General features: G+C 71.1%; 29 protein-coding genes and 2 pseudogenes. 16 read left to right on the top strand and 15 right to left on the bottom strand.

Going from position 1 to position 23030, the window contains the following annotated elements; genetic code table 11:
* Positions 1-222, bottom strand: a pseudogene (locus ADK57_RS08350) (MFS transporter); the annotation flags it as partial.
* Positions 223-476: 254 nt separating this feature from the next.
* Between ADK57_RS08350 and ADK57_RS08345 the strand changes: the two are divergent.
* The 8 genes from ADK57_RS08345 (at position 477) to ADK57_RS08310 (ending at position 6018) form a co-directional block, all read left to right on the top strand.
* Positions 477-899, top strand: a complete 423-nt coding sequence (locus ADK57_RS08345) for a pyridoxamine 5'-phosphate oxidase family protein (RefSeq protein WP_053748722.1) — start codon at positions 477-479, stop codon at positions 897-899.
* A 482-nt stretch (positions 900-1381) separates the two neighbouring features.
* Positions 1382-1966, top strand: coding sequence for a hypothetical protein (locus ADK57_RS08340; RefSeq protein WP_063785936.1), 585 nt, complete (start codon positions 1382-1384; stop codon positions 1964-1966).
* A 224-nt stretch (positions 1967-2190) separates the two neighbouring features.
* A complete protein-coding gene (locus tag ADK57_RS08335; protein ID WP_053748720.1) occupies positions 2191-2547 on the top strand; it encodes a zinc ribbon domain-containing protein YjdM in 357 nt (118 codons plus the stop codon).
* Positions 2548-2707: 160 nt separating this feature from the next.
* Positions 2708-3049 (top strand): ArsR/SmtB family transcription factor, encoded by a 342-nt coding sequence (locus ADK57_RS08330; RefSeq protein WP_053748719.1) that lies wholly within the window; start codon positions 2708-2710, stop codon positions 3047-3049.
* Positions 3046-4779, top strand: a complete 1734-nt coding sequence (locus ADK57_RS08325) for a SulP family inorganic anion transporter (RefSeq protein ID WP_053748718.1) — start codon at positions 3046-3048, stop codon at positions 4777-4779. Before ADK57_RS08330 ends, ADK57_RS08325 begins: the two co-directional genes overlap by 4 nt.
* Positions 4776-5144: a hypothetical protein gene (locus tag ADK57_RS08320; RefSeq protein ID WP_053748717.1), complete on the top strand. Its 369-nt coding sequence runs from the start codon at positions 4776-4778 to the stop codon at positions 5142-5144. The genes ADK57_RS08325 and ADK57_RS08320 overlap by 4 nt, the downstream gene beginning before the upstream one ends.
* Positions 5144-5569 carry an ATP-binding protein gene (locus tag ADK57_RS08315; protein ID WP_053748716.1) on the top strand — a complete coding sequence of 142 codons (426 nt, stop codon included), beginning with the start codon at positions 5144-5146 and terminating at the stop codon, positions 5567-5569. The genes ADK57_RS08320 and ADK57_RS08315 overlap by 1 nt, the downstream gene beginning before the upstream one ends.
* 35 nt (positions 5570-5604) lie before the next feature.
* Positions 5605-6018 (top strand): hypothetical protein, encoded by a 414-nt coding sequence (locus ADK57_RS08310; protein WP_053748715.1) that lies wholly within the window; start codon positions 5605-5607, stop codon positions 6016-6018.
* Positions 6019-6029: 11 nt separating this feature from the next.
* On the opposite strand, the gene ADK57_RS08305 is transcribed toward ADK57_RS08310, so the two are convergent.
* Together ADK57_RS08305 and ADK57_RS47065 are read right to left on the bottom strand one after the other, a co-directional pair.
* Positions 6030-6314, bottom strand: coding sequence for a hypothetical protein (locus tag ADK57_RS08305; protein ID WP_159050027.1), 285 nt, complete (start codon positions 6312-6314; stop codon positions 6030-6032).
* A gap of 41 nt (positions 6315-6355) precedes the next feature.
* A complete protein-coding gene (locus ADK57_RS47065; RefSeq protein WP_078973015.1) occupies positions 6356-6541 on the bottom strand; it encodes a hypothetical protein in 186 nt (61 codons plus the stop codon).
* Between the two features lie 215 nt (positions 6542-6756).
* On the opposite strand from ADK57_RS47065, the gene ADK57_RS08300 reads away from it, so the two are divergent.
* The gene (locus tag ADK57_RS08300; protein WP_053748713.1) at positions 6757-7107 is read left to right on the top strand and encodes an ArsR/SmtB family transcription factor; all 351 of its coding nucleotides are present in this window, start codon (positions 6757-6759) and stop codon (positions 7105-7107) included.
* 133 nt (positions 7108-7240) lie between these two features.
* On the opposite strand, the gene ADK57_RS51960 is transcribed toward ADK57_RS08300, so the two are convergent.
* The 5 genes from ADK57_RS51960 to ADK57_RS08275 form a co-directional block, all read right to left on the bottom strand.
* On the bottom strand, positions 7241-7429 hold the full coding sequence (locus tag ADK57_RS51960) for a DUF6126 family protein (protein ID WP_053748712.1): 189 nt from the start codon (positions 7427-7429) through the stop codon (positions 7241-7243).
* Positions 7430-7463: 34 nt separating this feature from the next.
* Positions 7464-7934 (bottom strand): ATP-binding protein, encoded by a 471-nt coding sequence (locus ADK57_RS08290; protein ID WP_234390032.1) that lies wholly within the window; start codon positions 7932-7934, stop codon positions 7464-7466.
* Positions 7934-8272, bottom strand: a complete 339-nt coding sequence (locus ADK57_RS08285) for an ArsR/SmtB family transcription factor (protein ID WP_053748726.1) — start codon at positions 8270-8272, stop codon at positions 7934-7936. Before ADK57_RS08285 ends, ADK57_RS08290 begins: the two co-directional genes overlap by 1 nt.
* 5 nt (positions 8273-8277) lie before the next feature.
* Positions 8278-8484 (bottom strand): hypothetical protein, encoded by a 207-nt coding sequence (locus tag ADK57_RS08280; protein WP_234390031.1) that lies wholly within the window; start codon positions 8482-8484, stop codon positions 8278-8280.
* Between the two features lie 111 nt (positions 8485-8595).
* On the bottom strand, positions 8596-9288 hold the full coding sequence (locus ADK57_RS08275) for a response regulator (RefSeq protein WP_053748711.1): 693 nt from the start codon (positions 9286-9288) through the stop codon (positions 8596-8598).
* Between the two features lie 610 nt (positions 9289-9898).
* Between ADK57_RS08275 and ADK57_RS08270 the strand changes: the two genes are divergently transcribed.
* On the top strand, positions 9899-10876 hold the full coding sequence (locus tag ADK57_RS08270) for a zinc-dependent alcohol dehydrogenase (RefSeq protein ID WP_053748710.1): 978 nt from the start codon (positions 9899-9901) through the stop codon (positions 10874-10876).
* A 55-nt stretch (positions 10877-10931) separates the two neighbouring features.
* Here ADK57_RS08270 and ADK57_RS08265 read toward each other — a convergent pair whose 3' ends face one another.
* Positions 10932-12527, bottom strand: coding sequence for a multicopper oxidase family protein (locus ADK57_RS08265; protein WP_053748709.1), 1596 nt, complete (start codon positions 12525-12527; stop codon positions 10932-10934).
* A 71-nt stretch (positions 12528-12598) separates the two neighbouring features.
* Entirely contained in the window at positions 12599-13066 is a 468-nt protein-coding gene (locus ADK57_RS08260; RefSeq protein WP_053748708.1) for a hypothetical protein, read from the bottom strand.
* A gap of 269 nt (positions 13067-13335) precedes the next feature.
* Between ADK57_RS08260 and ADK57_RS08255 the strand changes: the two genes are divergently transcribed.
* The 3 genes from ADK57_RS08255 to ADK57_RS08245 all read left to right on the top strand — a co-directional run bounded on the left by ADK57_RS08255 (position 13336) and on the right by ADK57_RS08245 (position 15339).
* A complete protein-coding gene (locus tag ADK57_RS08255; RefSeq protein WP_053748707.1) occupies positions 13336-13596 on the top strand; it encodes an SHOCT domain-containing protein in 261 nt (86 codons plus the stop codon).
* A gap of 183 nt (positions 13597-13779) precedes the next feature.
* Positions 13780-14208, top strand: a complete 429-nt coding sequence (locus ADK57_RS08250; RefSeq protein ID WP_053748706.1) for a hypothetical protein — start codon at positions 13780-13782, stop codon at positions 14206-14208.
* Positions 14209-14610: 402 nt separating this feature from the next.
* Positions 14611-15339: a CBS domain-containing protein gene (locus tag ADK57_RS08245; RefSeq protein ID WP_199830504.1), complete on the top strand. Its 729-nt coding sequence runs from the start codon at positions 14611-14613 to the stop codon at positions 15337-15339.
* Positions 15340-15829: 490 nt separating this feature from the next.
* Here the strand turns inward: ADK57_RS08245 and pflA are convergent, their stop codons facing one another.
* The 5 genes from pflA to ADK57_RS08220 form a co-directional block, all read right to left on the bottom strand.
* Positions 15830-16576: a pyruvate formate-lyase-activating protein gene (pflA, locus tag ADK57_RS08240; protein ID WP_199830503.1), complete on the bottom strand. Its 747-nt coding sequence runs from the start codon at positions 16574-16576 to the stop codon at positions 15830-15832.
* Positions 16573-18831, bottom strand: coding sequence for a formate C-acetyltransferase (gene pflB / locus ADK57_RS08235; protein ID WP_053748704.1), 2259 nt, complete (start codon positions 18829-18831; stop codon positions 16573-16575). The genes pflA and pflB overlap by 4 nt, the downstream gene beginning before the upstream one ends.
* Before the next feature lie 158 nt (positions 18832-18989).
* On the bottom strand, positions 18990-19913 hold the full coding sequence (locus ADK57_RS08230; protein WP_053748703.1) for a carbamate kinase: 924 nt from the start codon (positions 19911-19913) through the stop codon (positions 18990-18992).
* Positions 19914-20126: 213 nt separating this feature from the next.
* Complete coding sequence (locus ADK57_RS08225) at positions 20127-21035, bottom strand: universal stress protein (protein ID WP_053748702.1); 909 nt, start codon at positions 21033-21035, stop codon at positions 20127-20129.
* A 161-nt stretch (positions 21036-21196) separates the two neighbouring features.
* Positions 21197-21406 carry a hypothetical protein gene (locus tag ADK57_RS08220; RefSeq protein WP_053748723.1) on the bottom strand — a complete coding sequence of 70 codons (210 nt, stop codon included), beginning with the start codon at positions 21404-21406 and terminating at the stop codon, positions 21197-21199.
* A 195-nt stretch (positions 21407-21601) separates the two neighbouring features.
* On the opposite strand from ADK57_RS08220, the gene ADK57_RS08215 reads away from it, so the two are divergent.
* The 3 genes and pseudogenes from ADK57_RS08215 to ADK57_RS48860 form a co-directional block, all read left to right on the top strand.
* A complete protein-coding gene (locus ADK57_RS08215) occupies positions 21602-22066 on the top strand; it encodes a cyclic nucleotide-binding domain-containing protein (RefSeq protein ID WP_053748701.1) in 465 nt (154 codons plus the stop codon).
* A 41-nt stretch (positions 22067-22107) separates the two neighbouring features.
* Positions 22108-22752, top strand: coding sequence for a CBS domain-containing protein (locus ADK57_RS08210; protein ID WP_053748700.1), 645 nt, complete (start codon positions 22108-22110; stop codon positions 22750-22752).
* 191 nt (positions 22753-22943) lie between these two features.
* Positions 22944-23030, top strand: a pseudogene (locus ADK57_RS48860) (polyphosphate kinase 2); the annotation flags it as partial.

Below are 23030 nucleotides of genomic sequence, written 5' to 3'. Positions count from 1 at the left end.
CTCCAGGATGTCCTTGAAACGGGGGCCGAGCGGGCTCAGCAGCGCCCACGCCCAGAAGTTCACGGCGAACCCGACCGTGGCCAGGGCCAGCATCAGCCACGCCCGACCGGACACCGCCGCACCCGACGGTGAGCTGTCTCCCTTCGACCTCAACAGCCCGACCATGTTGTCCGTCCCTTCCTTCTCACGGTAGTACTGCGACTCGGGGAGCACCGGAACCACAGGCCCCTTGCCTGCGGAGCAGCGCCCCGCCACCACTGTCCGCGTCCGGCGACCCCCGCGGCATGGGCCAACAGTCCCTGCCGCCGGGCAGACGGGCCCCAGGTTCGGATCCGGCCGTCCCTTGCCACCGTCCCCTGCACCCGGTCGCCCGCGCGGGCCCTGCGATACGAAGGCTTGCGGCCCGGCCTCATGGGCCCGCCGAAGAGGGCCCATCGGCCCTACCCGCTCGCGGCGCCCGCACGGACGATGGACCGATGTTCCAAGACGACGCCTCTCGCGCACTCGACCGACAGGAGTGCCTGCACCTGCTGGGCAAGGTGCCGGTCGGCCGCGTGGTGTACACCCGGCAGGCCCTGGCCGCCGTCCTCCCGGTCAACTTCTCCCTGGACACGGACGCCTCCGTCGTCCTGTGCACCTCGGCCGCCTCCGACCTCGTGCTCGCCATCGACGGAGCCGTCGTCGCCTTCGAGGCCGACGAGTTCACCGCGGCGACCCATTCCGGCTGGAGCGTGGTCGTCACCGGACGCGCCACCGTGGTCACCGACCCCGCCGAACACGAGCGCCTGACGCTGACCGGCCCCGACTCGTGGATGCCCCTGCAGGACGGGGTCTTCGTACGGATCGAATCCGAAGTGGTCACCGGACGCGAGCTCAAGGGAACCCGTGTCATGCACTGACGGACACCTTGCGGCCGCCGCGTCGGCCGCCCGCCGACGCTGGGTAGTTCCGTGCCCTGCGCATCGCGGGCCGGGCCCCGCGGAACCCGGGTGCCCTGCGCCGCGTGATGCACATGCGCCGCGTATCCGCCGCCCCCGCGCCCACCCGGGCTCCGTCAGCCCGCTCGCCGCTGCCGCCCCGTCCAAGCCCTGAGGAGACACCCGCATGTCCGCCACCGTCATCACGGACCTGGCCGCGGAACTGCCGCTGCCCGATGACGGCACCCTCAGCCGCGTCCTTGTACCGCGACGACCGGCTGCGTGTGGTCGGCTTCGCGTTCGCCGCCGGCCCCGCGACGCTTCGGCGGCCCGGGACCCTCGGCTCGGCAACAGGGCCGAACGGCCCCGGCACCGCGGCCCTGTGGGCTCTGCCCCGACAGATCGCGGATCCGTCACCGTACGGGGGTGAAGCCGATGCCCATCGCGCACGGAGGGACACACGCATGCTGAAACGGGGTGGCAGGGTCTTGCTCTGGCGCTGGCGGCGCAACCCCCTCAGGAGGCGCTCCGACGTCGCCGAAGCGTGGATCGGTGTGGCAGTGGCGGCGACGCTGCTGCTCACGGTCCCGACGGTGGGCCTGGCGACAGCTGCCGCCGGCGAGCGCTCCGCCCTCGACCAGGCCCGGGGACTGCACCGCACCACCGCGCAACTCGTCGAGGACGTCCCCGCGGCGGCGGGGCGGTTCTCCGGAGCGTCGACCGAGGACGACGTGAATGCGACCGTGCGGTGGACCACGCCCGGCGGCACCTCCAGGTCCGGCACGGCCCCGGTGGCAGCCGGCAGCAAGGCGGGCTCGTCCACCACGGTGTGGCTCGACGATGCGGGCCGTATTCGTCCCGCGCCGCCCACCCCGATCCAGGCCAGGTCTCAGGGCACCGCGGTCGGGGCGGCAGCCGGGGCAGGTGTGTGCGTGCTGGTGCTGGGCGGTTGGTGGGTCGCACGGGAACGGCTGGACACCCGGCGCAGGGCGCAGTGGGACCGCGCCTGGGCCGAGTTCGACGCACACCGGGGCCACCGGCACGCGTGAGACACCGGGCGGGAGGCGGGTGGACACGCCGCTGACCGGTGTCCCGGAGCGCTTGCCGTCGGCTCCCGGGACGAGCGGGGCAGCGCACGCTCCGCCCGCTCTCTTACTGCCGTACCGAGGGAGCGCGTACTGCCGTACCGAGGGAGCGCGCTCGTTGCCGCACCCTCGCCCGGCGCACTGCTGCCCGCCCTGGGGGCGTGGGGCGGGCCGGATACGCTGGCGGGATGATCGAGAATCTTCCTCCCTGTCCGAAGTGCTCGTGTGAGTACACCTACGAGATGAACGCCTTGGTGGTGTGCCCGGAGTGCGGGCACGAATGGGTGCCCGCCGAGAGCGGCACGGATTCCGGCGTCGCAGCGGAGCGAGTCGTCAAGGACTCCGTCGGCAACGTGCTGCGGGACGGCGACACCGTGGTCGTCGTGAAGGCGCTCAAGGTGAAGGGGAGCCCGTCGGGGATCAAGGCCGGTACCAAGGTGCGCAACATCCGGCTGGTCGACGGGGTCGACGGTCACGACATCGACTGCAAGATCGACGGTTTCGGGGCGATGCAGCTCAAGTCGAGCGTGGTCAAGAAGGGCTGACCCGCCCCCCCCCACCCGCCGGGGCGGCCCGGCAGCAACCTGATGCTGAATTGCAAAATTTAGCAATTCGTTAGATGCTGTGTTTACTGTGCACGCAGGTAGCCGTGGGTACAGCGTTCGCTCGCCCCGGGTGGGGCACTGTCGGGGAAGCCGAGGGGTCGTGTCCGTTCCGCTGTACCAGGCCAAGGCCGAGTTCTTCCGGATGCTGGGGCATCCCGTACGGATACGCGTACTGGAGCTGCTGCAGGACGGGCCGATGTCGGTGCGGGAGCTGCTGGCCGCGATCGAGGTCGAGCCCTCCAGCCTGTCGCAGCAGCTGGCGATGTTGCGCCGGCCGGGCATCGTCACGTCGACGCGGGAGGGCTCGACCGTCGTCTACGAGCTGGCCGGCGGAGACGTCGCCGACCTGATGAAGGCCGCTCGCCGGATCCTGACCGAGATGCTGGCCGGGCGGAACGAGCTGCTGGCCGAGCTGCGGGAGACCGAGGTCACCACGCCATGAGGATCTCGTTCCGCCGAGTCCGGGCCCAGCTCACCCCGCTGCTGCCGGGCCGTACCGATCTGGCGGAGATACGCCGTGACCCGCGCCGGGATCTCCTGGCCGGCCTCACCGTGGCGATCGTGGCGCTGCCGCTCGCGCTCGGCTTCGGCGTCTCCTCCGGCCTCGGCGCCGAGGCCGGGCTGGCGACCGCGGTCATCGCCGGTGCGCTGGCCGCGGTGTTCGGCGGTTCGAATCTGCAGGTGTCGGGGCCGACGGGCGCGATGACCGTCGTCCTCGTGCCGATCGTCGCCCGGCACGGGCCGGCCGGGGTGCTCACCGTGGGACTGATGGCGGGCGGGATGCTCGTCGCGCTCGCCCTGCTCAGGGCCGGCAAGTACATGCAGTACGTGCCCGCGCCGGTGGTGGAGGGCTTCACGCTCGGCATCGCCTGCGTGATCGGTCTGCAGCAGATCCCGAACGCCCTGGGGGTGCCCAAGCCCGAGGGCGACCGCGTCCTCGTGGTGACCTGGCGCGCCCTGGCGGAGTTCGCGAAGCACCCGAACTGGACCGCCGTCGCCGTCGCCCTGGCCGTCGCCGCCGTCATGCTGATCGGCGCTCGTCTGCGGCCCACGATCCCCTTCTCCATCCTCGCGGTGATCGCGGCCACCCTCGTGGCGCAGGTGGCCGGCCTCGACGCGGCAAAGCCGATCGGCGAGCTGCCGTCCGGACTGCCCGCACCTTCCCTGTCGTTCCTGGACCCGGGGGCACTCGGCTCCCTGCTCGCCCCGGCGGTCGCGGTGGCGGCGCTGGCCGCCCTGGAGTCACTGCTGTCGGCCTCGGTCGCCGACGGCATGTCGGTCGGCCAGAAGCACGACCCGGACCGTGAACTGTTCGGTCAGGGCCTGGCCAACATCGCCGCCCCGCTGTTCGGGGGCGTCCCCGCGACCGGCGCGATCGCCCGCACCGCTGTCAACGTCCGTGGCGGCGCCTGCTCCCGGCTGGCGTCCCTCACCCACGCCGCGGTCCTCGCGGCGATCGTCTTCGCGGCCGCGCCCCTCGTCTCCAAAATCCCGCTCGCCGCGCTCGCGGGCGTGCTCCTGGCCACGGCGATCCGCATGGTCGAGGTCGGCTCGCTCCGGGCCATGGCCAAGGCCACCCGCTCGGACGCCCTGATCCTCGTCCTCACCGCCGTCGCGACCCTGGCCCTCGACCTGGTGTACGCCGTGATCATCGGCCTGGTGGTCGCGGGCGCGCTCGCTCTGCGCGCGGTGGCGAAGGAGGTCCGTCTGGACCAGGTCCCCCTCGACCGTGGGGACCACAGCGTGGAGGAACATGCGCTGCTCGCCGAGCACATCGTCGCCTACCGCATCGACGGGCCGCTGTTCTTTGCCGCCGCCCACCGGTTCCTGCTGGAGCTGGCCGAGGTCGCCGACGTACGCGTCGTCATCCTGCGCATGTCCCGCGTGACGACCATCGACGCCACCGGCGCCCTGGTCCTGAAGGACGTGGTGGAGAAGCTCGACCGGCGCGGCATCGTCGTCATGACCTCCGGGATCCGTCCCGGCCAGCGCCAGGTCCTGGACTCGGTCGGCGCGTTGGAGCTGCTGCGTCAGGAAGGGCGCGAGTACGCCACCACGCCGGAGGCGATCCAGGGCGCGCACCTCTACCTGGAGTGCGCCGGCGTCCTGCCGGCTGTGCCCGCCCAGACGTCCCGGCCCGTCAGCGAGGAAACAGAGGAAACCGTCGGATGAGCGCTCCGCCCGCACCCCTGCGCATGGTCGAGTTCTCCGGAGCCGAGTCCTTGTGTCTGCTGGAGGTCGGCACGCCGGGGCGGCTGGTGTACGCGCAGCGGGACCTGACCGTCGTCCGGCCCGGCAGGTACACACGGGAGTTCGGGCGGCCGGTGGTGCGCACGCCCGCCCCGACCGCCGCGGCCCCCGCGGTCGACGTGATTACCGGTCCCCAGGAGGCCGCCCTCCCCCATTGTTTCAAGGGCATGGGAGATGCCTCGATCCAACGCACCCTCGCAGGCTGGGCCCATGGGCGCCACGACCCGCTGACGTGCCTCCGGCCCAAGACGGTGAGCGGATTCCGCCTCACCCGTGCGGAGGCGTGATGAGTACCCGGCTCGAAGCCCTGCCTCACCGGCATGTGCTGACGCTGCCCGCGATGCCGTCCGCGGTCCGGACGGCCCGGGAGACCGCGGAGCAGACCCTGGCCGAGTGGGGCATAAGTCCGCGCCATCCGGCCGTCGGTCCGGCCCTGCTGATCCTCGGCGAGCTGGTCACCAACAGCGTCCGGCACGCTGCGGTGCTCTCCCCGCAGGTGACCGTCATCTACGCGGCGAGCGAGGACTGCCTTGCCTTCGCCGTGCACGACCGCCACCCCTATCAGCCCCCGTTGAACGCGTTGGTCACCGGCACCGGGACGGATGGTCTGGCCACCGTCATGGAGCTCACCCTCGCCCTGGGCGGCACCGCGGTGGTCCGGGCCGACGCCGACGCCAAGGGCAAGAGCATCTGGATCACCCTCCCACTCTGACCGAACAGGCTGACCGCGCAAGGAAGTTGACGATCATGACCATCGAGTGGCGCTACACCGTCGAGCAGGACCTCGGCATCCTGTCCGTGGCCGGATTCCTGGGCCCGGACGCCGTTCACCGCTTCGCGGGTGCTGTCGGCTGGGTGGTGGGACGCGGGACCGGTCCGGTCATCGTCGACCTGACCGGACTGCGCGGCTGGTCGGCCCAGGGGCAGTTGGCGATCACTGACGCCGCGCGGCGTCTTGTCGAAGCGGGCCGCGGACTGGAACTGGCCGCGATCCCTGCGGACGGATCCCTCGTCCCCGGCGGGGACTGCCCGCCCATCCCCGTGCATGCCGACCTGCCTGGCGCACTCGCGGCACACGAGACGCGGCACGGCGAGCCGCCGGAGGGCCGCCACGAGTGGCGCACGACTGGGTGGCGGGCCGGAGACGGCTCGGACGGGTGAGCCCGCCGGTTTCAGTGGCGGGCGAGTGCGCCGTCGGGATCCCTTACGGCTACGACGGTTTCGGGATCCCTCACGGCTACAACGGTTTCCGGATCCCTCACGGCTACGACGGTGCAGATGTCCTGACGGTGCAGATGCCCTCCTCCGTGGCAGTGGCTGTCCTCCTCCGTGGCGGTGGTCCCGTCCTCGGCGAAGCCGGTCGCGGCCGGCTCCCGTCCGGAGACACGGGCGGCGACCGCGAAGGTGAGATCGGCAGTGCCCTCCACCACCCGCATGCCCGGCGGTGAGGCCTCCATGGCCCCACGCCCCTGCTGCGGATCTGTGTGCCGTGTGCCGGTCAGCTCCGGTCGCCGTCCGACGCCGACGCCACGGCCCGGCCGCCGAAGGAAAGTTTGAGCATGCGCGAGTGTCCGCACCGCGGGCACCAGCCGTCCGCGCCGACGGCGGTGGGGCGGCACTTCAGGCGGCAGGCCGGGCACTTGAACCAGACGACACCCGCGCCACGCAGTGGAATGATTCTCACGCAAGCCTCCCTCACAGAACATATGGACTTGCTAATCTTAGCAATTGCCTAGGTCGTAATCGCCGATCGCGGGCGGCTCGGTTCCCGTGTGCGGATTCGGCTTGGCCGCTGCCACACGCGAGGATGGGCCGCATGTGTGTGACGAGTGGGTGGATGCGATGCGCCGAGGACCGGCCGATACGGCCGTACTGCTCCGCCGGGGAGGGAACGGCACGATGACTGCCCCGCTGTACCAACTGAAGGCCGAGTTCTTCAAGACGCTCGGCCACCCGGCCCGCATCCGGGTCCTCGAGCTGCTGAGCGAGCGCGAGCACGCGGTGGCGGAGATGCTGCCCGAGGTGGGGATCGAGCCGGCGCATCTGTCACAGCAGCTGGCGGTGCTGCGCCGGGCGAACCTGGTGGTGACCCGCAAAGAGGGCTCCACCGTGTACTACTCGCTGACCAGCCCGCAGATCGCCGAGCTGCTCAGGGTCGCCCGCACCATCCTGTCCGGCGTGCTGGCCGGGCAGGCCGAACTGCTCGCCGATCTGCAGGCCGCCCAGACACAGGCGAAACCTCCGTCATAACGACGGCCCTCAATCGGCGGCCGTCTCCCGGGAGTTGACAGCGCTCTGCGGCATCGGGAGGCGGCCGCCTTCACCCCCGAGTGCCGCAACTCCGGTCGTCCGGAGATGAACGGCCCTGCTTCACGCTTCCCGGTCACTTGTGCGCGTGCTCGCCCAGGTAGAACAGCAGCCACACGAACCCGGCGAACAGATGGGTGCCGAAGATGTAGAAGCCCACCCGGATCGCGACACCACGCTCGATCCGCCACTCCCGGTCCTTGACGTCCTTGACCTTCCGTTCGCTCCGCCCGCCCGCCGGCCCGCTGGATGCCTGGTCTGTCACCACGTTGTCTCCTTGTCCGACGAAGGCATGGTTCCTACGACGGCATGCGGAACCGGACGAGAACGACCTTGCCGTCATGGTCGATGGCCGGTTCCGCGCTGACGTCGCCGTCGTACTCGGCGGCCAGTTCGGCCACCAGCTTCAGTCCCGCCCCCGTCGCGCCCGGCTCCAAGTCGGGCAGACGTGGTTCGGCGTCCGCGACGCTGATGACCAGCCGGCCCGCCCCGACCGTCAGCCCCACATCCGCGGCCGAGGAGCGCGGCGCGTGCCGCAGCACATTCACGACCAACTCGCTGACCACCAGGAGCACCGCGTCGGCGAACGCGGAACCCGGCGCGACACCGACCTCGGCGAAGCGTCCGGCCACCGCCTCACGGGCCCTGCGCACCGCCTCCGGCCCGACCGGTACCGAAACGATGTGGCGCCGCACCGGCGACGGCACATGCTCCATCGCCGCCGCGGGCCGGCCTCGGCGCCACGGCGGCCGGAACGGCTGCCCGCCCATCACCGCGCCGACTCCGTGGCACGCAACTCGTCCAGCAGCTCCTGACGATCAGCCAGCAGAACGGACAGGATCCGGCGCGCCGCGGCAAGCAACTCGGCAACGTCCCCGCCCGCCAGCTCGTACACCACGGTGGAGCCGGTGCGGGTGGCGGTGACGATCCCGGAGCGGCGCAGCACCGCCAACTGCTGCGACAGGTTGGACGGCTCGACCTCGATGGCGGCCAGCAGGTCACGCACCGGCTTCGGACCGTCCTGCAGCAGCTCCAGCACCCTTATCCGCACCGGATGCCCGAGCATGCGGAAGAACTCCGCCTTCGCCTCGTACAGCGGAACCGGCATGCCCATCACTCCTCGTTCGCCCCGCCGACCTCGACGTCGAGCCCGTGCCTGCGGGCGAAGCGCACGGCGTCGTCCAGCTCGTCCTGGGCCACCGCCGCGGCATACGGGTCCTCGGCCGCCACAGCGGCCGCCAGGCCGAGCCGAGCCGCCCGCACCCGCGCCAGCAGCGCCTCGGCGACCTCACCCACCCCGACCTCCACACCTTGGATCATTTGTCGACCACCGCAACTAGTCAATTGAAGAACTCTTCAATTATAGGGCCGCGACCGCCGGACCGCTGCTGTCGGCTCAGCGGGAGCCTGGCGGCAATGCCGTGCGGACCGTCAGGCCCCGTCGTGCTTGAGCCGCTCCTGAACCTGGGTGGCGATGACCGCGGCCTGGATGCGCCGCTCCACGCCGAGCTTGGCCAGCAGCCGGGAGATGTGGTTCTTGACGGTCTTCTCGGCGAGGTAGAGCCGCTGGCCGATCTGGCGGTTGGTCAGCCCCTCGCCGATCAGGACAAGGATCTCCTGCTCCCGGCTGGTCAGGCCGGGCAGCGCGTCGGGCTCCTCTTCCTTCTGCTGGTCGTTGCGCAGGCGGGCCATCAGCTTCGTGGTGGCGCTCGGGTCGAGCAGGGACTGGCCCGCGGCGACCGTGCGGACGGCGGAGACCAGGTCCGATCCCTTGATCTGCTTCAGCACGTAGCCAGAGGCTCCGGCCATGATCGAGTCGAGCAGGGCCTCCTCGTCGTCGAACGAGGTCAGCATCAGACAGGCCAGGTCGGGCATCCTCGAGCGCAGTTCCCGGCACACGGTGATGCCGTCGCCGTCGGGCAGGCGGACGTCGAGCACGGCGACGTCAGGGCGCAGGGCGGGGGCGCGCACCAGGGCCTGTTCGGCGGTGGCGGCCTCGCCGACCACGGTGATGTCCGGCTGGTCGTCCAGCAGGTCGTGCACCCCTCGCCGTACGACCTCGTGGTCGTCCAGCAGGAAGACCCGGATCGGGGTCTTGGGGGTGGGCTGGTCGCTGTCCGTCATCGACGGCTCCTGTCCTGCGTCGTCTGTCTCGTGCACCGGAGTCCGCCTGGCGGGCGGACCGGTCCTTCCCTCTGGAAGATCCTGCGTGATTGCGGGCCGAACGGCCAGGGCCGATCGGCACTTTCCCCTCCGGCGTTGCCGAACCCCGTGCGGGCGGGTCCTTGACGACAAGGCCGAGCGGGCCGGATCGGGACCATCGGCCCCTGGAGTCGCGTCCGCCCTGTCGTGAAGCTCGGGACGAGGCCGACGCAATCGTCCGCGGCCCGGTGGTCCCTTCTCCGACTCGGCTCCGTCGGCCGGCATGTGCTCGCCCGGGCGCGGGGGCCGGTGGTCATGGTGCGGGGTCACGGTGCGGGCCGAGACGCGCTCGGCCGTCAGGCACGACGGTGGGGAGGTCGTGCGTCCGGGCTCCATCTCGCCCGCGCGTCCGGCGCCGTACTGCACCACGCCGCCGCCCCGGTCGCGGTCGTCCCGCACGGCTGCGAGCCGGTTTCCGCGCGGCCTGAGGGCCGAGCGGCCCCATAGGCGGGGACTTCCAGGACCTGCCACCTCTTCGGGGGCCGGTCGAAGCTGGAACCGCAGCGAACAGACAGACCCGAGGAGCATCGAAATGAAGGCAGCAGTCGTCCGGTCCTTCGGCCAGCCGCTGGTGATCGAGGACCGCCCGGACCCGGAGCCCGGCCCCGGCCAGGTCCTGATCCGCCTGGAAGCGTCCGGGCTGTGCCACACCGACATCCACGCCGCGCACGGCGACTGGCCGGTCAAGCCCACGCCGCCGTTCGTCCCCGGCCACGAGGGCGTCGGCATCGTCGAGGTGCTCGGTGACGGGGTGACCCATCTGGAGGTCGGGCAACGGGTGGCCGTGCCCTGGCTGGGCTGGGCGTGCGGGCGGTGCGAGCACTGCCTGTCCGGCTGGGAGACCTGTGACGGCGGGTACGCCGAGAAGATGCTCGCCTCGGCCGACTTCGCCGCCGTGGTCCCCGACGGCATCGACCCGCGCGACGCCGCCCCGCTGACCTGTGCCGGCGTGACCACGTACAAGGCGCTGAAGGTCGCAGGCGTCCGGCCGACCCAGCTGGTGGCGATCTCCGGTGTCGGCGGCCTCGGTCACCTGGCCGTGCAGTACGCGAAGATCGCCGGGGCGACCGTCGCCGCGATCGACGTCACCGACGAGAAGCTCGAACTCGCCCGGCAGCTGGGCGCGGACATCCTCATCGACGCCCGCAAGGAAGACCCGGCCGAGGTGCTCAAGCAGCACGGCGGCGCCCACGCCGCGATCGCGCTGGCCGTCAACGAGCAGGCGTTCGCCTCCGTCTACGGCGGTCTGCGGCGCGGCGGCAAGCTGATCATGGTCGCCCTGCCCGCGGGCGGCACCATCCAGGTCCCGATCTTCGACACCGTCCTGAACGGCACCTCCGTCATCGGCTCGATCGTCGGCACCCGCCAGGACCTCGACGAGGTCTTCCGGCTGCACGCCGCCGGCCGCACCAAGGTGATCTACGAGACCCGGCCGCTGGAGACCGTCAACGAGTCCATCGCCGCAGTCCTGAACGGTCAGATCACGGCACGCATCGTCTTCGAGATGTGAAACACAGGCACCGGGCCGGCACGCAGGTACACCGCGTGCCGGCCCAGCTGTGCGGTCACGCCCGGTAGGCGACGTTCGTCATCATCCCGGCCTCGCCGTGGTAGGCGTTGTGGCAGTGCAGCATCCACTGGCCGGGGTTGTCGGCGTCGAAGAAGACGGACAGCTTCTTCTTGGGAAGCACGATGGCGGTGTCCTTGCGGGGGCCGGCGTCGCCGAGTTGGTAGGTGTGCCCGTGCAGGTGCATCGGGTGCCACATGGTGGTGTCGTTGACGAAGTCGAGCCGGACCCGCGCGCCTTCCTCGATCAGGATCGGGTTGGCGTCCGGGGTGGCCATGTCGAACGGTTTGCCGTTGATGGCCCAGTTGTAGTGCATCATGCCGCCGGTGAGCCTGACCTGGTGCGTGACATCGGTCTTGGCGGCGGTCAGCCGCACGTCGTCGGCCGCGCGGAGCCGGGAGGCCGTCAGGACCGTGCCGTCGAGCTCCTTCGGCCGTACGGTGGCCGAGGGGGCGCTGCCCGAGGCCGTGCGTACGAGGGCCAGGCCGCCCGCGTTCTTTCCTTCGGCCAGGGCGACCAGGGGGAAGACGCCGTCGCCGAGGGTGACCAGTACGTCGTAGCGCTCGCCCATGGCGATGAGGAGTGCGTCCGTCTGTCGGTGTCGGACGGGGAAGCCGTCGGTGTGGGTGACGGTCAGCCGGTGGCCTCCGAGTGCGACGCGGTAGGCGGTGTCGCTGCCCGCGTTGATGATCCGCAGGCGCACCTTGGTGCCGGGCTTGCCGGTGTGGACGTCGGGGTCGGCCGGTACACGGCCGTTGATCAGGTGGTGGGGGTACTTCACGTCGCCCGCGTCACCGCCGAGCAGGTCGCTCTCGGCGCCCATGAGCATGAACTTCCCTGACATCCCGCCCGACGAGGCGGAGGCGGACGGGGATGCGTCACCGCTCATGTCCCCCATGTCGTGCATGTCGTGGCCCTCCGCGCCGGAGCCGGAGTCGCCGCCCATGCCCATGCCGCCCATGCCCTGACCGAGTTCGGCGAAGACTTCGTCGGGGGTGCCGGTGACGCCGTCGACCCAGTCGTCCAGGACGACGACCCATTCGTCGTCGTACACCAGTGGCTCGCGCGGGTCCTCGACGATCAGCGGGGCGTACAGGCCGCGGTCGAGCTGGACGCCGACGTGCGGGTGGAAGAAGTACGTGCCGGGGACGTCGGCGATGAACCGGTAGGTGAAGGTGCTCCCGGCGCGCACGGCGGTCTGGGTGGCCGGGGGTGCGCCGTCCATGTCGTTGCGCAGGGCGATGCCGTGCCAGTGGATCGAGGTGGCGGTCCTGCCCGGCAACTGGTTCGCGAGTTCGGCGGCCAGGGTGTCTCCGGCGGAGATCCGCACCTCCTTGCCGGGCGTGCGGCCGTCGAAGGTCCAGGTCTTGGCCTTGATGCCACCGCCGAGGTCGACCGTGGCGGGCGATGCGGTGAGTGCGATCTTGTGCTGCCTGCCGGCGCCGGCCCGCTTCTTCTCCGCGGCGGCCACGGCGGAACCGGAGGGGCTGACCAGAGTGGGACTGTCGGCGGAGTCGGTGCAGGCGGCGAGCGCGCCCGCGCCGGCGGCGCCGAGTCCGGCGAGCAGGACGGAGCGGCGGTTGATGCTGTTCACGATGTGAGTCCTCTTGTTCGAGCCGGCATGGGGTCGCGGCGGAGACGGCACACGGGTGCCGTGGGCGCGGCCTAGATGCGCAGCTGGGAGAGGACCGACAGGTCGGGTGGCGCGCGGCTGATCGTCCCGGCGGGCGACCGTCCGGGCTTGGCCTGGTAGGGGTTCGCCGCCGGCCGGCCATGGTGCCGCGGCGGCGGCGCGAGCTTGACCGTGTCGACACCCGCGGTGGTGCAGTGCTGCATGCCGGGATCGGCGCAGGCGCTGCCGTCGACGCCGTGCGCGGGGGCAGGCGCGTCGAGTGTGTCCGTCTGGTCGGCTGCGGGGCCCTGCGGGACGGCGGCAGCGGACGAGGACGCCGTGCCGGGCATGGCGTGCCCGGCGTACATGGCGTGCCCGACGTGCATGGAATGTATGGCGTGTTGCACCGGGGTGACGGTGCCCGCCGCCGTCTCGTGGTGGATCAGCACGGCCAGCGCGGCGAGCAGGACGATGACGGCGCTGCGTGAGCGGCGGACGGAAATGGTGCGGCCTGTCGCCATCGCCGTCGCCTCCGCCCGGGCTTGCCTTCCGTGAGCCCGGTCGGCGGGGCTCGCCGTCCGCTCAATGTACCCCCGCGGGGTTCTGTCGGCCCGCCCGGTACCCCCACCCGGTAAGGGCTGGACGGCCCACCCGGTCGGGACCGTTCGGCCCCGGGCCGCGACACCCGGACCGAGGCACCATGCAAGTAAGGACAAAACGGATCCCCAAAGGCGCCGGACCACTGCGTCCGCGCCCGATCGCCCGACACAGCCGAAGCAGGTGAATGGCGATGTTCTGGTACGACCACGACCTCAGCGGATGGGGCTGGTTCGCAATGTCGGCCGGCATGATCCTCTTCTGGGCACTGATCATCACCGCGGCCCTCCTGCTCTTCCGCGTGGTGAACCGGCCCCAGGAGCACACCCACACCCCCGCCGTGCCCACACCCAAGGAGATCCTCGCGAACCGGCTCGCCCGCGGGGAGATCGACGAAGACGAGTACCGGCGCCGTCTGAACGCCCTGCACGCCGGACCCCTCACCAAACCCTGAACCACCGGCCGCACCCGATTGCCGCCGATGCCCTCTGATGAGCCCGCCCGTCAGCCCAGGGCCGGTCATGACCACGACGGGACCCACGGCCCTTCTGCCGGGCCCGATCGGCCCTGTGGCCCCGGTCGTCGGCGGCGAAAGGCTGGAGCCGGCACAAACCCAGAACGAGAAGGAGTGGTCGGCATGACTGGCAGGGACGCTGGAGCCCGCGACACCGCCGCTGTTGTCCGGGTACGGGCCGAAGGCAAGGTCAGTGAGGAGGCCCTCGCATACGCCCGTTCCAAGATCGACGCTGTTCTGAACCGGCCGGGGCTGCCGGCGGTCACCGGCGAGGTGAGGATCGCCAAGGCGGCGGCCCACCACGCCGAGCACCCGTGGTCGGCCGTTGCCGACCTCCACGTGGACGGCATCGCCGTGATCGTTCACGCGCAGGAGGCCACCAGCCAGGAAGTCACCGACCGGCTGCAGGACCGGATGCGCCGTCAGGTGGAGCGAACCGTCCACGGGGGCAACGCCGCCCACCGGCCGGTCGCCCCGCCCTGGCGGGGCGGGCAACCGGCCGAAGGCCCCGCGGGCCGCGACGCGGTACAGCAGGACACACGCTCGGCGTGACCCGCCCGGGTCCAGCCTGGCCGCCCGGGTCCGGCCGGACCGAGCCGTGGCCTTTCTGGCCTTCCTGGCCTTCCTGGCCTTCCTGGCCTTCTGTGCGGCGGTTCCGTAACCGGACCGGATGCGGCCGAGGAGAGGGCGGTTCGGCCCGGGGACTCGGGACCGGTCGGCCCCTGCGCCGGGCGGCCGGTGCGCGGGAGGCTGAAGAGGCATCGGGGGGCCGGCTGCCCGGGACGGTCCAACGGGACATCAGCGGCCGAACCGGCCGCCCTCACCCGCGAGTTCCGGCCCCCGGTGCCCACGCCAGGAGCGCGACGCCCGGCGTGGATCCGGGTCGGCCCGCAGCGGCCGTGCGCAATGAAGACCGGTTGCGCTCCGCAGACACCAGTGGAGAAGGGAACTGCCGTGAAGACCTCAAAGGTCGGCGAGGTGATGACCTCCGAGGTCATCGAGGCGCGCCGGGAGACGCCGTTCAAGGACGTGGCACAGCTGCTGGCCCTGCACCGGATCAGCGGCCTGCCGGTCGTGGACGCCGACGACAAGGTCCTCGGCGTGATCTCCGAGACCGACCTGATACGCCGGCAGGCGGCTCAGGCCGAACAGAACCATCAGGAACGCCGCTTCCGGCTGCCGGTACTGCGCCGGAAGGTGCGTATCGCGGCCGCCAAGGCCCGTGCCATGACCGCCGGGCAGCTGATGTCGACACCCGCGATCACCGTGCACCCGGAACAGGGCGTCGCGGACGCCGCACGGGTGATGGAGCGGCACCACATCGAGCGGCTTCCCGTGGTGGACGAGGAGGACCGTCTGATCGGCATCGCCACCCGCCGTGACCTGCTGCGGGTCTTCCTGCGCACCGACGAGGAGATCCGTCAGGAGATCATCGACGAGGTTCTGACCCGCGCCATGTGCCTGCCGTCCCACACCGTCATCGTCTCGGTCCACGACGGCATGGCCACGCTGGAGGGACGCCTGGAACGCCGCAGCGACATCCCGCTCGTGGTCCAGCTGGCTTGGCGGGTGGACGGCGTGGTGGGCGTGATGAACAGCCTCACCTTCCGCATCGACGACACCCGCCCTCCCGAGACGCACGCCTCACGCCGGATCGCCCACCACTGGCTCCCCGAGAGGTAGTCCGCGGCGCCGCTGCGGCGGCGCACAGGGGGCAGGGCCACCACGGCCGCCGCCACCGCCCCGGCTGGCGGAAGCGAGGACAAGTCCGTACCCGACGAGCAGCACGCCACGTCGGAGGAAGCACCCTGACCCGCACCAGTGGAGCCGCCACGGGAAACCGCGGCGGCTCCACTGGCATTTCCGAGCACCCGCGCCGACAGCGCGACCACCTTCGCCCAGGCGCGGTGAACCCGCCATCCGGCCGCTCGCGCAGGTCCCGGACAGTTCGCTCATACGGCGTTCGGGGGCTCCGAGCCCGTCCTGCTGTTCTCCGGATGGACAGCTGTCCCTCTCCCGCCGTGATCCAGCGCCCGGCGATGACAGGGAGTTCGATGACGGGGGGATCGATGACGGAGATCGATGACGGGGGGCATCCCTGCGCACGCCTACAGGCCGCGCTGCCCGCCGCGCAGGGCGTCGGGTGCGGCCCGGAGCGTGTCGTGTCTGCCGTTCAGAACGTGGTCAGGCCCCGCTCCCGGAACTGGTCCCGGACCCGCCGGACCAGTTCGGGCGTCGGGCTCGGGGTGTCGCGCAGCGGGAAGGGAATGCCGAGGGCGTCGTACTTGTGGGCGCCGAGCTTGTGGAAGGGCAGGACCTCCACACGGTCGACGTTGCCGAGGCCGGCCAGGAAGCGGGCGAGGCCGTCGACCGCTTCGGGGTCGTCGGTCCAGCCGGGGACCAGGACGTAGCGGATCCACATCCTGTTGCCGAGGCGGTCCAGGCGGGTGGCGAAGTTCAAGGTGGGTGTGAGTTCGCCGCCGGTCAACTTGCGGTACGTGGTGACGTCGAAGGACTTGATGTCCAGCAGCACCAGATCGGTGTCGGCGAGGAGTTCGTCGGTGGCGCGGGCGCCGAGGAAGCCGGAGGTGTCGAGCGCTGTGTGCAGTCCGGCCTCCTTGCAGCGGCGCAGAACCGAGGCGGTGAAGACGGGTTGGAGCAGTGGCTCGCCACCCGTGATGGTCACCCCTCCGCCTGCGGTGCTGATGAAGCCCCGGTACTTCTCGATCTCCGCCGTCACCTCGTCGACCGTGGCCTCCCGCCCGTCACGCATGTGCCAGGTGTCGGGGTTGGCGCAGTACAGGCAGCGCAGCGGGCAGCCGTTGACGAAGAGCACGAACCGGGTCCCGGGACCGTCCACTCCCGTGGACAGGTCCCAGGAGTGGATCCGGCCCGTCACCGGCTCGGTCGTGGCGCTCACAGCGATCCGTGGAAGGTGCGGCTGATCACGTCGAGCTGCTGCTCGCGGGTCAGGCGGACGAAGTTGACCGCGTAGCCGGAGACCCGGATCGTCAGCTCCGGGTACTTCTCCGGGTGCTCCATGGCGTCCTCCAGGGTCGCCCGGTCCAGGACGTTGACGTTCATGTGGAAGCCGCCGGAGGCCATGTAGGCGTCGAGGATGCCGACCAGGTGGCCCGGCCGGTCTTCCGGGTTGTGTCCCAGCCCCTCGGGGGTGATCGTCGTGGTCAGCGAGATGCCGTCGCGGGCCTCCTCGTACGGCAGCTTGGCGACCGACAGCGCCGAGGCGGCCACCCCGTGCCGGTCGCGGCCGTTCATGGGGTTGGCGCCCGGCGCGAAGGGCTCGCCGGCGCGCCGGCCGTCGGGGGTGTTGCCGGTGTGCTTGCCGTAGACCACGTTGGAGGTGATGGTCAGCACCGACTGGGTGTGCTCGGCGTTCCGGTAGGTGGGGTGCCTGCGCACCTTGGACATGAACGACTTCACGAGGTCCGCCGCGATGGAGTCGACACGGTCGTCGTTGTTGCCGTACGCCGGGAAGTCGCCCTCGATCTCGTAGTCGACGGCCAGGCCGGTGGCGTCCCGGATGACCTTCACCCGGGCGTGCTTGACGGCCGAGAGGCTGTCTGCGGCCACCGACAGTCCGGCAATGCCGCAGGCCATGAAGCGGTACACCGGGTGGTTGTGCAGCGCCATCTCGATGCGCTCGTAGGCGTACTTGTCGTGCATGTAGTGGATGACGTTGAGCGTGTTGACGTACGTCTGCGCCAGCCAGTCCAGCATGCGGTCGTACGCGGCAGACAGCTCGTAGTACTCCAGGTACTCGCCGGTCAGGGCGGGCGCCTCGGGCGCGATCTGCTCACCGGTCATCTCGTCCCGGCCGCCGTTGATCGCGTACAGCATGGCCTTGGCGAGGTTCACCCGCGCCCCGAAGAACTGCATCTGCCGGCCCACCGCCATCGCCGACACACAGCAGGCGATCGCGGTGTCGTCGCCGGTGCGCGGCCGCATCAGGTCGTCGGACTCGTACTGCACGGCGCTGGTGTCGATGGACACCCGGGCGCAGAACTCCTTGAACCCGGAAGGCAGTTGAGGCGACCACAGCACGGTCAGGTTGGGCTCCGGGGCCGGGCCGAGGTTGTAGAGCGTCTGCAGGAAGCGGAAGGACGTGCGGGTGACCAGCGTGCGCCCGTCGCCACCCATGCCACCGATGGACTCCGTCACCCAGGTCGGGTCGCCGGAGAACAGCGCGTCGTACTCCGGAGTGCGCAGGAACCGCACGATCCGCAGCTTGATCACGAAGTCGTCGATCAGCTCCTGGGCCCGGATCTCGTCGATCAGGCCCTCCTCCAGATCCCGCTGCACGTAGACGTCCAGGAACGTGGAGGTGCGGCCCAGCGACATCGCGGCGCCGTTCTGCTCCTTCACGGCGGCCAGGAAACCGAGGTAGAGCCACTGGACGGCCTCGTGGGCGGTGGCCGCAGGGCGGGAGACGTCACAGCCGTACGAGGCCGCCATCTCCGCAAGTTCACCCAACGCCCGTATCTGCTCGGCCAGTTCCTCACGATCCCGGATGACGTCCGGGCTCGAGGGCCGCGCGTCCAGCAGGGCGCGCTCGGCCCGCTTGGCCTCGATGAGCCGGTCGGTGCCGTACAGCGCGACCCGCCGGTAGTCGCCGATGATCCGGCCGCGGCCGTAGGCGTCCGGCAGGCCGGTGATGATGCCTGCCTTGCGGGCGGCGCGCATCTCGGGGGTGTACGCGTCGAAGACGCCGTCGTTGTGGGTCTTGCGGTAGGTGCCGAAGACGCGCGTGACGAAGGGATCCGCCTTGTAGCCGTATGCCTTCAGGCTGTTCTCGACCATCCGCAGCCCGCCGTTCGGCATGATCGCCCGCCGGAGCGGGGCGTCGGTCTGCAGGCCGACGATCAGCTCCCGATCGCGGTCGATGAAGCCCGGCCGGTGCGAGGTGATGGTGGACGGGGTGCCCGGGTCGACGTCAAGGATTCCCTTGCGCCGCTCCTCGGGGAAGTGCGCGCTGACCTTGTGCCAGACGGTGAGGGTGCGCTCGGTCGGACCGACCAGGAACACCGAGTCGCCCTCGTACGGCGTGTAGTTGGCCTGGATGAAGTCGCGTACGTCGATGCGGTCGCGCCAGCTTGTCCCGGCGAAGCCACTCCATGCCTCGGCCCTGCGGCTGCCAGCTGTCACCGTTGTGGTCATCGCCGGATGTCCTCTCCCTGTTGGCAAACGTGCGTCTCTCACTGCCGATACTCGTCTTCCGCCATGCTCGCGGGCAGTGCCGGACAGGGTCTGCGATCGGTGCCGTCAGTCCCCGGGCCATGGGGCCGTTCGGCCCACCGGTCCCGCCCTGGCGGACTTCAGCCGATGGACAGATCGGGGCGGACGAGCGTCCCCGACCTCCCGTGGAGGATCTCGTACGCCGCGTCGAGGGAACCGATCGCGGCAAGGCCGCCGGTGCGTTCGACGAACCGGGCTGCGGCCTCGGTCTTGGGTCCCATCGTGCCGTCGGGAAAGCCGCCACGGCGCAGGTCGTCCGGAGTGGCGTCCAGGACGGGATGCTGGTCGGGGGTGCCGTAGTCGGTGTAGACGTTGGGCACGTCGGTGAGGATGAGCAGGAAGTCGGCCTTGAGTTCCTCGGCGAGCAGGGCCGCGGTGAGGTCCTTGTCGATGACCGCGTCCACTCCGTGCAGTGCCCCGGTGTCGCTGTCCGCGATGACGGGAACGCCTCCGCCGCCGGCGCAGATGACCAGCGCGCCGCACGTGAGCAGGTCATGGATCGTCTCGGTCTCGACGATCGCCTCGGGCGCGGGTGAGGCGACGACCTGGCGCCACCCGGTGGCGTCCTTGGCGATGTGCCAGCCGCGCCTTCGCGCGAGGGCGCGGGCGACGTCCCTGGGGTACACGGGGCCGACGCGCTTCGTGGGCCGTGTGAAGGCCGGATCGTCCGCCCGTACCAGCGTGTGCGTGACGAGTGCGGCGATCTTGCGGCCGGGCAGCGTGTCGTGCAGGGTCCGGACCAGCAGCGAGCCGATCAGCCCCTCCGTCTGGGCGCCGAGCAGGTCCAGCGGATAGGGGGCGGTCAGGACCGGGTCGGCCGCGCTCTCCATGGCGAGCAGGCCGATCTGCGGCTCGTTGCCATGGGTGATGACGATCTCGTGTTCCAGGGCGAGGCCGGCGACCGCGGTGGCCACCCGGTCGATGTTCGCCTGCTGCACAGCCGCGTCGGGGCAGTCGCCCCGGCGCAGCAGGGCGTTGCCGCCGAGGGCGATGACGATGCGCACAGTTCAGTCCTCCGGGGTGGCGACCAGCAGGGCGTTGAGGTGTGCAACCGGTTCTCCGCCTCGTCGAAGACGGTGTGGGCGGGTGCGGTGGTCGTGAGGCGGTGGGCGGGTGCGGTGATCGTGAAGCGGTGATCGTGAAGCGGTGATCGTGAAGCGGTGATCGTGAAGCGCCGGCAGGTGCCGGGAGCCGACGGGAGCACCTGGAGAGCCGGTTCAGGCATGCGGTACGACGGCGACGGGGCAGCCGACATGGTGCAGCGCCGCGTGCGTCACGGGCCCGATGTGCGTGCCGAGGCGGCCGTCCCGTGTCCGGCGCCCCACCACAACGAGGGAGGCTCCCGATGCCGCGCGCACCAGTGCGGTGGCCGCCCTGCCTTCGGAGACGGTCTCGGTCACGGAGATCCCGGGGAACTTCTCGCACCACGGACGCAGTGCCGCGACGAGTGCACGTTCCTGTGCCGCGAGGAGCTCCGGCCCGGCCCCTGTGACCGCGTGCAGGTCGGCGCCCTCGGCCGACGGAACGCCGAAGGCGTGGATCACGTGCAGTGCGGCGCCGTAGCGGCGGGCGGCCTCGAAGGCGAACTCGATCAGTTCGTCGCAGGGGCGTCGGATGTCCAGCCCGAGGACGACATCGCGGTACGGGATCTCGGGGATCTCGTCCGGCGAGACGCCGTCGGGCGCCGGAAGATGCTCGTCTGCGGAGGACTCGCCCGCGCGGACGAGCACCACAGGGCGCGGGGACCTGGCGACGACCCGCTGGGACACGGAGCCGACCATGAACCCCGCGACACCGCCGAGCCCGCGGGAGCCGAGCACCAACAGCTCCGCATCCTCGGCTGCCGCGATCAGGGCGGCGACCGCGGAGTCGGCCACCAGCTCGTCGACGATCCGCAGCCCGGGGCGCGCGGCACGGACGCTGCCGACCGCTCGGTCCAGGGTCTGCTGGGCCCACTCGCGCTCGCTGAGATCCGCCGGTACGGAGGAGGCCGGGCGAGGATGCCATTTCCAGGCGTGTACCAGCTTCAACGAGGCTCCGCGACGCAGAGCTTCCCGGGCCGCCCAGTGCGCGGCCGCAAGACTCTCGGTGGAACCGTCGACTCCAGCGGTGACGTACCGAAGCATGTTGTCTACCTCCTCCGTCCGAGCCTGTTCGGCCTTCTGGTTCGAGCGTTGTCCATGAAGTGCTTTGTGCGCAGGGGCCGTACAGCCCCTTCATGGCACCTTTCGGCCCCACTCCAGCCCCGCAAAGGGCCGGCGGGCGGGCTTCGCTCCACTTCCGTGGCTCAGTGGCGGACCAGGGCCTTGTCGGGTCGACGCGGCCCCCCGGTCGTCCGCGTGGCCGCCGGCCGGCGACGGATGCGGCGGCGCTGCGCCCGTATCGCCCTCAGCGCCAGCGCGTCGAGCGCGGCGCTGAGCACGAAGGTGACCGCCATGGAGATCACCAGGAGGATGGCGAACAGCCTCCAGAACTCCGGCGTCAGTGACGTACCCACGATGCACACCCCCTTCCAGCGGGTTTGCTTCTCGTCTCCATCGAACCGCCGGGGCCGTCCCGGCGCAGGGGGCCCAAGGGCTCTTACGGGGTACCGGGCGGCCCGGCGATGGGGCCGGGTGGCCCATGGCTGGGCACGGGGCACGGGCTCCACGCTGGACTCGGCAGGTACATACGCCCTGATCGGAGGCACCTCATGAACGCTCCCGCCACGGCCAGCATGCTGCGGGCGCTGCCCGCCGAGCACCGGCATCGGCTGATGCGCTTCGCCCGGGAGGTGTCGTTCCCCCAGGGCGCCCGTCTCTTCGAGGAGGGGGACCGCGCCGACCGGTTCTGGATCATCCGCACCGGCACCGTCGCCCTGGACATGCACGTGCCCGGCCGCCGCGCCGCCGTCATCGAGACCCTCGGACACAACGAACTCATCGGCTGGTCCTGGCTGTTCGCCCCACACGCCTGGCACCTGGGTGCCGAGGCGACCAGTCCGGTGCGCGCCTACGAGTTCGACGCCACCACCATCCGTTCGATGTGCCAGGACGACGCCGCACTCGGTCAGAGCGTCGCCCTGTGGGTGGGCGGCATCCTCGCCCACCGCCTGTGCTCGGCTCGCACCCGGCTGCTCGACCTGTACGCCCCCTACGGCAGCGGCAGCCTCCGGTGACCACCCCTGAGAGTCGGCGCGACAGCGACCAAGGAGACATCATGCACGGCACGCCGCACATCGTGAGCGACGTGATGAGCCAGACCGTCGCCGCCATCGGCCGCGAGGCCGCCTTCAAGGAGATCGTGCGGATGATGCGGGACTGGAAGGTCAGCGCCCTGCCCGTCCTGGAGGGCGAGGGCCGCGTCGTCGGCGTCGTCTCCGAGGCCGACCTGCTGCCCAAGGAGGAGTTCCGCGACAGCGACCCCGACCGGTACACCCAGCTGCGGCGCCTGTCCGACCTGGCGAAGGCGGGCGCGGTGACGGCCGGCGAGTTGATGACCTCGCCGGCCCTCACCGTCCGTGCGGACGCGACGCTCGCCCAGGCCGCGCGGACCATGGCACGCGCCAAGGTCAAGCGGCTTCCGGTCGTCGACGAACTGGGCATGCTGCAGGGCATCGTCAGCCGCGCCGACCTGCTGAAGGTGTTCCTGCGCGACGACGAGGAGATCGCCGAGGAGGTCCGGCGGGAGGTGGTGTCGTACCTCTTCCCCACTCCGGCGCCAGCCGTTCGCGTGGCCGTACGGGACGGTGTCGTGACGCTCAGCGGCCGCATCCGGGACACGTCCCTGGTACCTGTGGCCGCACGTCTGGTCCGGGCCGTCGAGGGCGTCGTGAACGTGGAGTTCGATCTCTCCGCGTCATGACCCGCCGCGAGTGCACCAGCCGCAGGCACGCCGGACGCGTGATCGCATGACCGCCGGCGTGTCCGCGCGCGGACCTTGCGCTGGCTGCGCCGTGCTGCGGCGCGCAGCCCCCTGCCGGTCAGTACGGTGCTGCCCTGCCGTTGGACCTTGTGCCTGGAGACTCGGTCGAGTCATCGAGCGGTGGAGGCGGCATGGCGGGCAAGAAGGCGGAGAAGGTGCCGCGCAAGACGTACGAGGAGGAACTGCTGCGCCTGCAGACGGAGTTGGTGAAGCTGCAG

It is taken from the genome of Streptomyces sp. MMG1533, assembly GCF_001279775.1.
Classification (GTDB): domain Bacteria; phylum Actinomycetota; class Actinomycetes; order Streptomycetales; family Streptomycetaceae; genus Streptomyces.
Note: the sequence above shows the minus strand (reverse complement) of the source record. Positions and strands in the feature narration are given on the sequence as shown.